Genomic DNA, 13,147 nt, shown 5'->3' on the forward strand with positions numbered 1-13,147 from the left:
TAACCTTCCCAGATAATTCAGACCATTAATCAGCCCCGGGAGGATGTTCAGGGAGGTGTTGATTCTTCCTTTTGAATCCTATCTTAATCCAGAGAGGGAATCAAATTAGGTAGTTTTACCGAGAGGTAGAGACTGATCCTCCGCCCTTATCCCTGTAGTTTCCGGAACCGGGATGAAGCAATTTCTCGCCTTGATTTCTGTGTAGGATGGAGAGCATTAATGATGAGTCCCCTCTAAAATTTTATGCTGAAAACTGCCCAAATTCAGGAGAAATACTCAGGATCGAGTGGGGAAATCAATGCCTTGATCTCGCCAGGGGAAGGTTTGATGAATTAGGAATTCTTAACCAGGGCAAGGCAACATAACATGAGCAAACAGCGGACAACAGGGTGTATTCATCAACAATTTGAGGTGCAAGTCGAGTCTACTCCGGATGCAACAGCGATCGTCTGTGCAGGGGCCTCCTTAACTTACGAAACACTGAACCATCGGGCAAACCAACTCGCCCATTATTTGAAAAGTTTGGGCGTGGGGCCCGAGGTGCTCGTTGCCATCTGTCTCGATCGCTCCCTAGAAATGGCAGTCGCACTGTTAGCCATTCTCAAAGCTGGGGGGGCTTATGTTCCGCTGGATCCCCACTATCCCCGCGATCGCCTGGCTTTTATGGTAGAGCATAGCCAAGCGAGGTTTTTACTCACCGATCGCCCACTGGGGGACTCCCTACCGCCCCATCAGGCTCAGGTGATCGATTTAGAGCAAGAGTGGGCCAAGATTACCACCTTTAGCGACCAAAATCCCGTCAGCGCCGTGAAGCCGGATCACCTGGCCTATATTATCTACACCTCCGGTTCCACGGGGCAACCGAAAGGGGTGGCAGTCGAGCATGGGGCCGTCCTCAATACCCTGGTGGATATCAACGATCGCTTTAAAATAGGCCCGGGCGATCGCGTCTTAGCCGTCTCTTCCCTCTGTTTTGACCTTTCGGTTTACGATATTTTCGGTCTTTTAATCGCCGGTGGAACCGTCGTGATGCCGAACCCTTCACCCACGCCGGACCCTCACCACTGGGCCGCAGTAATGGTGCAACAGCAGATTACCGTTTGGAACTCGGCACCCGCCTTGATACAAATGCTGATTGATGCCACCCTCGGCCAACCGGATCCGCTACCTGCCTCCTTGCGAGTCGTCCTCCTAAGCGGCGATTGGATTCCCCTGAGCTTGCCCGAACAAATCAAAGCCTTGGTTTCTGGAGTCCAGGTGATTGGACTCGGAGGTGCAACAGAAGCCTCTATTTGGTCCATTCTTTATCCCATCAAAACCATTGACCCCAGTTGGAAAAGCATCCCCTACGGACAGGCGATGAGAAACCAGCGTTTTTATGTCTTGGATGAAACACTGCAACCCTGTCCGGAAGGAGTACCCGGACAGCTTTATATCGGTGGAGTTGGATTAGCGCGGTGCTACTGGCGGGATGAAGCCAAAACCCAGTCCCGGTTCATTACCCATCCCCAGACATCCGAGCGTCTCTACTGTACCGGAGATTTGGGAAGCTACCGAAGCGATGGGAATATTGAGTTTATTGGACGCATCGATAATCAGGTAAAAATTCGGGGGTTCCGGATTGAACTGGGGGAAGTCGAAGCGGTTCTGAATCAACATCCCGATGTCCGGCAAGCGGTGGTGATTGATCGCGAAGATGTCCGGGGTAGTAAACGCTTGGTCGCTTATATCCTCACTACCATCATGCCCGATCGCCTACCGTACCTGAGTGAGGCCCTGGCAGAGGATGCAAATCAGCAGCAAGTCTCGATTCAGACGGAAGATTTCTCCACAGGTGGCGTGGCCGTGGTGGGAGTGCCTGAAAATTGGCGACCCCAGCAAGGGATCCGCCTAGAGTTGAGGTTACCGGGTTGTTCAGAACCCTGTTGGTTTTCCGGACAGCTTGCCTGGTGTCGAGGCAACAAAGCGGGGGTTCACTTCAACTTGAACCCCGAGGAAGCGGCGATCGTTGCCACGAGTTTTAACCATCTGTTAGAAACCGCTGGATTTTATACGGTGTGGCAACGCACCGTATCGGGGAATTGGCGCCGGTTCCTCGGGGAAAAGCTGCCTGAGTACATGGTCCCGTCCAGCTTCGTATTCTTGGATCATTTCCCCTTAACTCCGAATGGGAAAGTGAATCGCCAAGCGCTACCGGAACCAAAACGCAATGCTTGGATAGTCCCGGAGGATGCCGGTGCACCCTCTACTCCCATCGAGCAAGTGGTGGCGGACATCTGGGCTGAAGTGCTGAGTGTGGAACGGGTGGGAGTGCATGATAATTTCTTAGAATTGGGGGGACATTCTCTCCTAGCGACCCAGATTGTCTCGCGGGTGCGGGAAGCCTTTCAATGTAATTTACCCCTCCGAGCCCTGTTTAATGCACCGACGGTGGCGCAACTGGCGAAACAGTTGGAAACCCTTCGTCAAGAAGAGTTGGAGTGGCAAGGGGGGGCGATCGCCCCAGTGGAACGCGATCGGCGGTTACCCACCTCCTTTGCTCAAGAGCAACTGTGGTTTCTGCATCAATGGCAACCGCTGATTCCCATGTACAACGAACCCGTAACGGTGTATCTCAGGGGACCGATTGACCTAACCGCACTCAATCGCAGTCTTAACGAAATCATCCGGCGTCACGAAAGCTTAAGAACCACCTTTCAAGCAGTGGAAGGACAGCCGGTACAAGTGATTCATCCCGTCTTAAAATTATCCCTGAACCGGATCAACCTGCAAGGGCAGTCTGAGACCCAACGGGAGGCACAAGCCCTACAGATTGCCAGCACAGAAGCCCGTAAACCCTTTGATCTGAGCAAAGGTCCCTTAGTGCGCGCTACCTTAATCCCACTGAGTGAGACAGACTACCGATTATTTCTGACCCTGCATCACATTATTATTGATGCCGTCTCGCTCTACCAGGTGTTTTTACCGGAACTGGCTGCACTTTACCAAGCCTTCACGACCGGGACCCCTTCTCCCTTGCCTGAAGTGAGCCTTCAATATGCGGACTTTGCGGTGTGGCAACGACAATCCCTCCCCAAAGAAGTGTTAGAGCGCCAGATGGGTTACTGGACAAAGCAGCTTGCCCATTTGTCCCCCTTGCAACTCCCAACGGACCACCTTCCTTCTGGACAAGGGACATTCCAGGGGGCGAAACAATATATGACACTCTCTCCCCCCCTCACTGCGGCCCTTAAAGCCCTGAGTATGAGAGAAGGGGTGACCTTATTTACATTGTTGCTGACGGCATTCAAAACATTGCTCTACCGTTATACCCAACAAGAGGATCTTTGCGTGGGGACGGTGACAGCGGGTCGCGATCGCCCCGAAATTGAGAATCTGATCGGGTATTTTCTCAATACCCTGGTTCTGCGAACGGACCTCTCGGGTAATCCCCGATTTCGAGACTTGCTGCCGCGAGTCGAAGAGGTCTGTTTGCTGGCCCTGGCACACCAAGACCTCCCCTTTTCTCACATCGTCAGAACCTTACAGCCAGAACGTCAGGGGAGTCAGAACCCCTTAGTCCAAGTCATGTTTGTACTCGAACCCCCAATCCCTACCAACGATCTGGGGTGGACTTTGGAGCAACTTGATGTAGATACAGGAACCGCTAAACTGGATTTGTCCGTTCAACTCGAAGAACGGGGGGAGAGAATTGTAGGGTATTGGGAATATAACACCCAGTTATTTGACCCCACCACCATCGCTCGGGCGATCGGTCATTTTCAGACCTTACTTGAAGAGATTGTCGCACATCCGGAACATCGAATCAGCGAGTTATCCCTGATTACACCCCAAGAACGAGCGGAAATTTTGGCCTGGAATCAAACCGAGGTGGATTATCCACGAACAGACTGTATTCATCAGTGGTTTGAGGCGCAAGTTGACCAGACTCCCGATGCGGTGGCGGTGGTATTTGAGGACCAAGAACTCACTTATCGCGAACTGAATCAACGTGCGAATCAACTCGCTCACTACTTGCAAACCCTCGGAGTAGGACCGGAGGTGCTCGTGGGTTTATGTGTGGACCGCTCTTTAGAATTGGTCATCGGAGTTCTGGGCATTTTAAAGGCGGGGGGCGCTTACTTGCCCTTAGATCCGGACTATCCCTCGGAGCGGTTGGCGTTCATGTTAGCAGATACCCGGGTGCGGCTGTTGTTAACTCAGGAAGACTTTTGTCCGCGCCTAGGGGAACAGTCAGGGCAGTTAATCTGCCTGGATCGGGATTGGGGAGAGATTGCCCAACAGAGTCGGGAGAATCCCGGGGTGCCGATGAGGTCGGATCATTTAGCTTATGTCATCTATACATCGGGTTCCACAGGTCAACCCAAGGGAGTGATGTTAGCCCACCAAGGGTTATGCAACTTGGCTCAAGCCCAAATTCAGCTTTTTAAGCTCTCCCCGGATAGTCATGTTCTCCAATTTGCCTCCATCAGCTTTGATGCGTCTGTGTGGGAAATGCTCATGGCTTGGATGTCCGGTGCAACGCTATATTTAATCCAGAAAACCTGTCTGCTGTCCGGTTCGGCGTTAGTCGAACAAATCCGCCGCCACCAAATTACTACGGTGACTTTGCCGCCCTCCATTTTGGCAATGCTTCCCCAAGAGGAGGTGAAAACGTTACAAACTATTATTGTGGCGGGAGAAGCTTGTTCTGGGGATTTAGTCTCTCAATGGGGGACAGGACGACGATTTTTTAATGCTTATGGACCGACGGAATCAACAGTCTGTGCGACAGTAGCTGAAGCGGTTGCGAATCAGCAATCTCCCCCGATTGGACGGGCGATCGCCAATACCCAAGTATATGTTCTGGATGCCCAGATGCAATTATTGCCCGTCGGTGTTCCCGGAGAACTGTATATTGGCGGGGATGGACTGGCCCGAGGGTATCTGAACCGACCGGATTTGACGCGCGATCGCTTTGTACCCAACCCGTTTAGTCCGCAACCGGGAGCGCGTTTGTATAAAACCGGCGATTTGGCTCGGTATTTGCCCGATGGAAATTTGGAATTCCTCGGACGCATTGACCATCAAGTGAAAATCCGGGGACTGCGGATTGAACTGGGAGAAATTGAATCAGTCCTGACGCAACACCCGGATGTGCAAGCGGCAACAGTAATTGTTCGGGAGGATATCCCCCAGGATGAACGGTTGATTGCTTATATTGTCTCACGCTCCATGCCCGATCGCGTGCCGTACCGAGGGAACTGTTGGGTGGAGTTACCCGGCGATCGCCCGGTTCAAGTCCAGAGTAAAAATCTCTCCCGCCGTGGGATAGGGATAGTCGGACTCTCTCCTTGTCAACCCGGTACTTGGGTTCGCCTGCGCTTCGGTCCGGCGAACCCCTTTGGGAGTGAGTGGGTAACGGGACAGGTAGCTTGGTCGGATGGCTTGGAGGCCGGAATTGATTTCAACCTCACACCCGATAACCAGCAACGACTTCAGCAACTATTCGAGTCGCTTTTGGACCAACAGGGATTCTCTAAAGTGCTACAGCGGACTCATGCAGGGACTTTGCGACGCTATCTCTTAGACCATCTCCCTGCTTATATGGTGCCTTCGAGTTTCCTGTTTCTGAAGGCGCTGCCCTTAACCTTGAATGGTAAAGTCAACCGGAAGGCACTGCCTAAACCGGAAGCCGATCGCCGGGATTCCGAAGCTCGGTATCTGCCGCCCAAAAGTGAGATGGAAAAAGCGATCGCCTCGATTTGGCAAGGGGTGCTGCACTTAGAACAAGTGGGAATACAGGATAATTTTTTCGATCTTGGGGGACATTCCTTGAGTATGGCTCAGGTACATCGCCAATTGCTGGAATTGCTCGCCGCCGAGATCTCCCTGGTAGAACTGTTTCAATATCCGACGATCGCCACCTTGGCACAACGGTTGATTCATCTGAGTTCCCCCGTGCCTCCCCAGTCAGCCCTGACTCACGAATCTGAGGGATTCGGGCATCAAGGCGATCGTCGCCAGGATAGCTCAATTTCCCGCGCTCATCAGCAAAAAGAAGCGATCGCTCGCCAAAAACAATCCAGACAGCCCCGGAGATATCACAATGGATAACCCACAGAGTTTTGACTCTAGTCTACCTAGCATTGCTATTATTGGGATGGCAGGTCGCTTTCCTGGCGCTCAAACCTTGGACCAGTTTTGGGACAACTTGCGAAATGGGGTGGAATCGATTTCGGTCTTTTCAGAGGAAGAATTACTCGCCGCCTCCCTGGCTCCTGAACAGGTCCAGGATCCGAACTATGTCAAAGCTAAGGGAATTTTAGACGATGTGGAATGGTTTGATGCCTCTTTCTTTGGTTTTACCCCCAAAGACGCGGAAATCACCGATCCTCAGCACCGATTTTTCCTGGAATGTGCTTGGGAAGCCTTAGAACATTCCGGGTATAATCCGGAAATTTATCCCGGTCTGATCGGCGTGTATGCTGGGTCCGGTGGGGGTTTGAATTCTTATTTATTCAAAAATTTATACTTAAATTCTGAGATTCAAACCTGCACGAGTGAATATCAACTGTCCATCGGCAATGAAAAAGACTTTTTGCCCTCCAAACTGTCTTACAAACTGAAGCTAACAGGTCCAAGCATGGCGGTTCAAACCGCTTGTTCTACCTCTTTGGTGGCGGTAAACATGGCTTGCCAAAGCTTACTCACTTATCAATGTGATATGGCGTTGGCCGGGGGCGTGGCAATGACCTTTCCCCAGAAAGCCGGGTATTTGTATCAACCGGGGATGATTCTCTCTCCCGATGGACATTGCCGCGCATTTGATGCCAATGCCAAAGGGACGGTGAGTGGCAATGGCTTGGGGATTGTGGTCCTGAAGCGACTCCAAGAGGCGATCGCCGATGGGGATTTTATTCATGCGGTGATTCGCGGGTCAGCCATTAATAATGATGGCGGGTTAAAAGTGGGTTATACTGCTCCGAGTATCCCAGGTCAAGCCGAGGCGATCGCCCAAGCTCAAGCCTTAGCAGAAGTAGACCCGGAAACAATTACCTATATCGAAGCACATGGGACCGGCACTCCCCTGGGTGATCCAATTGAAATCGCCGCCCTGACGGAAGTTTTCTCCCGGTACACCGATAAAACGGGGTTTTGTGCGATCGGGTCGGTGAAAACCAATATCGGCCATTTAGATACCGCTGCCGGGATTGCCGGTTTAATTAAAACCGTTCTCGCCCTCAAACATCAACAGATTCCGCCCTCCCTGCACTTCCAGCAACCGAATCCTCAACTCAACTTGGAAACCAGTCCTTTTTACGTCAATGCCACTCTCACAGACTGGAAAACCAATGGTATCCCCCGTCGCGCTGGGGTGAGTTCCTTCGGGATTGGGGGGACGAATGCTCATGTGATTCTGGAAGAAGCCCCAGTCAGACCCAGGCAGGATGAGGGTTTAGCACCTGTCGCGCCGACCCCTCACATCCTGCTGTTATCCGCCAAAACTCCCTCAGCGTTGGATCGAGCAACGGCTAATCTAGCTGACCATTTACGCGCCCATCCCGAGGTGAATTTAGCCGATGTAGCTTATACCCTGGCGGTGGGACGGAAGGCGTTTCCCTATCGACGGATAGTCGTGGCAGAAACCGTGGAAAAGGCGATCGCCCGGTTGGAAGCGGTGGATTCCCAACCCGTCAGGACTCCGGTCCCGGACAAGGGCGATCGCCCAGTAGCCTTCATGTTTTCCGGACAAGGTACTCAGTATATCCAGATGGCCCAGGAACTGTACGCCACTCAACCTCGGTTCCAAGCTGAAATAGACCGTTGTTGCCAATTCCTAAAACCCCTGATGGGCCTAGATTTACGAGAAATTCTCTACCCTTCGGATGCCGCAATTACCGAGGCGACGGCACAATTAAAGCAAACGGCAATCACACAACCCGCCCTATTTACCATCGAATATGCTTTAGCCCAATTATGGATGTCCTGGGGTATCCAACCGATTGCGGCGATCGGGCATAGTATCGGAGAATATGTCGCCGCCTGTATTGCGGGGGTCTTTTCCCTAGAAGATGCCTTATCCCTCGTGGCGAAACGGGGACAATTGATGCAGCAAATGCCTCCGGGGACAATGCTGGCAGTTCCTCTCACTGAGTCCGAACTTCAACCGTTCCTCAATCCTGACTTATCCCTGGCCCTGATCAATGGCCCGGGAAATTGTGTCGTCTCCGGTCCTGTTGAGGCGATCCAACGCTTGCAACAGCAACTCGGCGATCGCGCTATCGAATGTCGCACCCTGCATACCTCTCACGCATTCCATTCCCCGATGATGGATCCGATGTTGCCCACCTTCACCGCTGCGGTGGAACAGGTGACCCTAAATCCCCCGCAACTTCCCTATATTTCTAATGTAACCGGGACTTGGATCACCCCCTCACAAGCGACCAATCCCGACTATTGGGCGCAACATCTGCGCCAAACGGTGCGCTTTGCGGAAGGATTGGCAACCCTGTTTGAACAATCCGATTGGGGTCTGTTAGAAGTCGGACCCGGACGCAGTTTAACCACCCTGGCGAAACGGCATCCCGATAAAAGCAAGGATGCTGTGATTCTCTCGTCCCTGCGTCACCCCCACGATGAACAATCGGACCTCAATCTATTATTCACCGGATTAAGTGAGTTATGGAAGGCTGGAGTTACGGTGGATTGGGAGCAATTTTATATGGCACAACCGCGCGATCGCCTCCCCTTACCCACCTATCCTTTTGAGCGCCAACGCTATTGGATTGAACCCGACAACAAGGTATCCACTCCCCGTTCTAAACCTTCCCCTGCCTTGATTCCAGCGATTTGGACTGGGATGGTTCAGGCGGCTGAGAGTCAGTCTCAACAGGGCCTTGCTGAGTTTGAGAACCCCACTTATGTTCACAAACAACAGCAGTTGGAGGCGTTATGTCGGGCTTATATTCACCGGACACTGCACCAACTTGGGGCATTTCAGAATCCAACCGAGAGTTATACCCTGTCCCAATTCCTAGAGCAATTTAAGATTCTCCCCCAGTATGAACAGTTAGTGGCGCGATGTCTGAATGCTTTAGTAGATCAGGGTCAGTTACAACAACAAGGAACCCAGTTTACCCAATTAGTGACCTATTCCCCTGAGTTATTTCAGGTACTCCGCGCACAAGTGCGGGATTTATGGGCGGATACACCCGATTACTTACAATTGGTGGAATGCTGTGGCGATCGCTATGCGGCTATTCTCACCGGAACAGAAAACCCTTTAAACCTACTGTTTACAGGACCGAATGCTGAGACACTACAGCGGGTTTACCAAAACTCTCCGGAGTGCTATTACTATGTAGGAATCATGGCTGCTACGCTGCAAGCTTTGGTGAAATCCTGGCCGAGCGATCGCACCTTGCGAATCCTGGAAGTCGGGGGGGGAACAGGGTCAGCTACGATGTACTTGCTCAAAGAACTCCCAGTAGATCGCACAAGTTACAAGTTTACTGATGTCGGTTTGTCGTTTGTTAAACAAGCCCAACAGAAATTTAAGGACTATCCCTTTGTCGAGTATCAACTGTTAGATCTCGACCAGGACCCGACTACCCAGGGTTATACTCCCGGGAGTTTTGATCTGATCATTGCCTCTCAGGTGATCCATGCTACCCGTCACCTTAGCCAAACCTTGGAACGAGTGCGAACCTTGTTAGCACCTGGGGGCTTTTTGATGATGTGGGAGGGAACCAATCCTCGGGACTTATCTTTTGATATCGCCTTCCCTTTACTCCAACGGATTGAGGAAGAGGAATTGCGATCGCTGTATGCATTTTTATCGGTGGATCAGTGGCAACAGGCCCTCGCCAAACATGGATTTATCCAGGCGATCGCTGCACCTGGTACCCTATCCGTCTCTGAACATATTCTGATTGCTCAAACGGCGGGAGTCCCTCAGTCCCCGCCACTCTCCCCCCATCCTCAGTCCATTCCGACTTTACCAGATTCCTCAAGGGAGACCGATAGGACTCTTCTGCTGCCGCGCAATTCCTTAGAAGAGGCGATCGCCTCGGTTTGGCAACAGTACCTCGGGATTGCATCCATCAGTATCCATGATGATTTCTTTGAGTTAGGGGGCGATTCCCTCGTTGCGGTGCAGGTCCTGAGCAAACTCCGGGAACGTTTCGATACTGAGTTACCAAACCATACCTTGCTAGAGGCTCCCACTATCGCCGAGTTAGCCGATTTTATGGCGAAACTTTCCCAGACTCCGTTGCACTCTCCATCCTCCCTTCCCTCTTGCCTGGTGAATATTCAATCCGGTGAAGGGACACCACCCTTGTTCTTAATTCATCCGGCAGGGGGTCATGTTTATATCTATCGGGATTTGGTCCGTCAACTGGATGGAAATCTGTCAGTTTATGGACTCCAAGCGCGGGGGCTTGATGGGAAATTGGCTCCTTTGGATGAAATTCCGGCAATGGCTGAATATTATCTTGATGCCTTGCATCAGGTGCAGCCCGAGGGTCCCTACCGAATCGGGGGGGCTTCCTTTGGTGGCATCGTTGCGTTTGAAATGGCTCAACAACTCCAGGGTTCAGGGGAAACGGTGGAGTTGCTGACCATTTTTGATTGCGCGGGTCCCGAACAATTACCGGCAGGATTTGAAGAAGATGAGGCACAAATTCTGAGTTATCTTCTGGGGGTGGGTGGCAATCTGCCGATCGCCAGCGATCGCCTGCGTCAGCTTGAACCCGAGGACCAATTTCGTTATTTCCTCGCTCAAGGACGGGACTCTATCCGGTTGCCTTCGGACTTTGGTTTGCCGGAACTCCGGCATTATGTGGACCTGTTTAAGCGGAATGTGCGGGCGATGCGACGGTATCAATTGCAACCCTATCCCGGACGAATTGTCTTTTTCCGCGCCAGCGATCGCGATGAGATTTCCCCCCGAGATCCGGAACGCGCTTGGTTGGAGTTAGCGGCAGAGGGGGTAGAAATTCACGAGGTTCCGGGGAATCACATTACGATGAATTTTTCCCCCCATGTCCAGGCGATCGCTGACCAACTGATGATCGCCCTCCAGGATGCCCGGTCTCTGTAAGGGTTTCCATCTCTGCATCCTTTGAAAAACCGGGGTTTTGTACAGATTGATTGCTAAGGGACCCAAATTTTGTCCAGAAACCCGGTTTCTTGTCCCTCCCCCGAGGCTCAAATAGGTCCCTTCTGGAGGGTCATCCAGAGGGCAGATCCGGTGGCGGGAAAATTTATTCTCTCAGATGCTTCATATTTCTTAATTTTTTTTAAAATAAGAATAAAGTGAAGCGAACTGCCCCCTGTTTTTATGTTGTTACAACCGACCCAACGCACGAAACTCGATGAATCCGACGATCGCCTGTTCTATTCCTACCCCCGATTCGTCACCCATGTCGATGATGGATTCCTCGACCAACTGACCCATCTGTATCGCGATCGCCTCAAACCCAACAGCCGCATCTTCGATATGATGAGTTCCTGGGTCTCCCATCTCCCCCCAGACATGACCTTTGCTCATGTGGAAGGTCATGGTCTCAATGAAGATGAACTCGCGAAAAATCGTCGTCTTGACCATTATTTTGTGCAAGATCTCAATGACAACCCCCACCTCCCCCTAGAAGATGAAAGTTTTGATGCGGTCCTGAATGCGGTTTCAGTCCAATATATCCAACATCCCGAAGTCGTCTTTAGCGAAATTCACCGCATCCTGAAACCCGGTGGCATCGCAATTATTAGTTTTTCCAATCGAATGTTTTATCAAAAAGCGATTCAAGCATGGCGCGAGGGGAACGAAGGGTCTCGCGTGGCCTTGGTGAAACGTTACTTTCAGGCCGTGGAAGGGTTTTCTAACCCTGAAGCGATCGCCCGCAAGTCCGATCTCCCTTCTATCTTGCAGTTTATGGGTATGGGCGGTGGCGACCCCTTTTATGCGATTATCGCCCATCGTTTACCGGAATAAGTCCCTCGGTCAAATGGGGTCCCATCAGGGGATGCTCATCCCGATCGGGACAGCAAAGATGACCCTGGGCACCGACGGGTTTAGAGTGTCGCCAAAATCTTCTCGACTTCCTGACATAATGCTTCGTGGCAATGAGCATTACTGGCGATCGCGCAACCCCACTGATTCACATCTTTTTGGTTGTAGCGCAACGGGGTCCCATCGACAAAGGTTAATTGGCCCCCTGCTTCGGTCAAAATTAACTCTGGGGCCGCAAAGTCCCAATCTTTGGGTGCACCTCTGCCGGAAAGGGAAATAAACCCATCCACCTGCTGTTCCACAATCGCGGCAATTTTGCACCCGATACTCCCCATATATTGTTGGGTTTGGCAGGGTAAGCGTTGCAACAGTTCGTCTAATTTCTCTCCTTTGCGGGTCCGTCGCGTCAGCAAGCATAAGTCTTGGAGGCGATCGCGAGAGGAAACTTTGACTGGGGTGCGATCGCCAGAACGAGTTTCCACAAAGGCCCCCCCTCCACGCTGGGCGTAATATAATTTCTGGGCGGAAGGCACTGCCACCACCGCTACCACGGGTTGACCCTCATAAACTAAGGCAATATGGACCGCATAGTTAGGGTTTTGCTCAATGTAGGCGCGGGTGCCATCGATGGGATCAATAATCCAAACCCACTGGTGTGCGCGGCGATCGCCGTTAGTATGGGATTGATAACTTTCCTCACTCAGATAGCCAAACTCCAGACTGCCAAAAGCAATCCGTAATTTTTGCAATATATACTCGTTCGCCGCTACATCCGCATTGGTGACAGGACCTTCTTTTTTTTCCCTCACCTTCAGTTTTCCGGCGGCATCGGTATGATAATAGGTCAGAATATCCGCACTTCCCCACCCAATCATCCGGGCGATCGCTCCTATCTCCTCCAATTTCTCTAAGCGATTGTCCGTCATCGATGTTCCTAACTGTTTGCTTTTCCTCATTTTCCTCTGGGGTGATTGGCCTAATTTTACAACCCTCTCCCGATAATTTATCCGGTTTTTTTATACATTTGAAAAGCGCAGCTTATCTTTGGTCTTTAATTTTAAGCTGACCTCTCTATCCTAACTTAACCCATGTTTTCTTGATTCAAGACTTGCTAACATTCACTTGGATTTCTAACAATTTTTCCGTAATTTC

At 51.5% G+C, this 13,147-nt stretch carries 4 protein-coding genes; 3 read left to right on the forward strand and 1 reads right to left on the reverse strand.

Features of this window, described 5'->3' with window-relative positions:
- Window positions 1-366 precede the first annotated feature (366 nt).
- The 3 genes from NG796_RS03470 (at window position 367) to NG796_RS03480 (ending at window position 11,977) form a co-directional block, all read left to right on the forward strand.
- Window positions 367-6,096, forward strand: coding sequence for a non-ribosomal peptide synthetase (locus NG796_RS03470; RefSeq protein WP_261204526.1), 5,730 nt, complete (start codon window positions 367-369; stop codon window positions 6,094-6,096).
- Window positions 6,089-11,086 (forward strand): type I polyketide synthase, encoded by a 4,998-nt coding sequence (locus tag NG796_RS03475; protein ID WP_261204527.1) that lies wholly within the window; start codon window positions 6,089-6,091, stop codon window positions 11,084-11,086. The genes NG796_RS03470 and NG796_RS03475 overlap by 8 nt, the downstream gene beginning before the upstream one ends.
- 240 nt (window positions 11,087-11,326) lie before the next feature.
- Window positions 11,327-11,977, forward strand: a complete 651-nt coding sequence (locus NG796_RS03480; RefSeq protein ID WP_261204528.1) for a class I SAM-dependent methyltransferase — start codon at window positions 11,327-11,329, stop codon at window positions 11,975-11,977.
- Window positions 11,978-12,057: 80 nt separating this feature from the next.
- On the opposite strand, the gene NG796_RS03485 is transcribed toward NG796_RS03480, so the two are convergent.
- Window positions 12,058-12,951, reverse strand: coding sequence for a 3'(2'),5'-bisphosphate nucleotidase CysQ (locus NG796_RS03485; RefSeq protein WP_261204529.1), 894 nt, complete (start codon window positions 12,949-12,951; stop codon window positions 12,058-12,060).
- Window positions 12,952-13,147 lie beyond the last annotated feature (196 nt).

This window comes from Laspinema sp. D2d, assembly GCF_025370755.1.
In the GTDB taxonomy this organism is placed as follows: domain Bacteria; phylum Cyanobacteriota; class Cyanobacteriia; order Cyanobacteriales; family Laspinemataceae; genus Laspinema.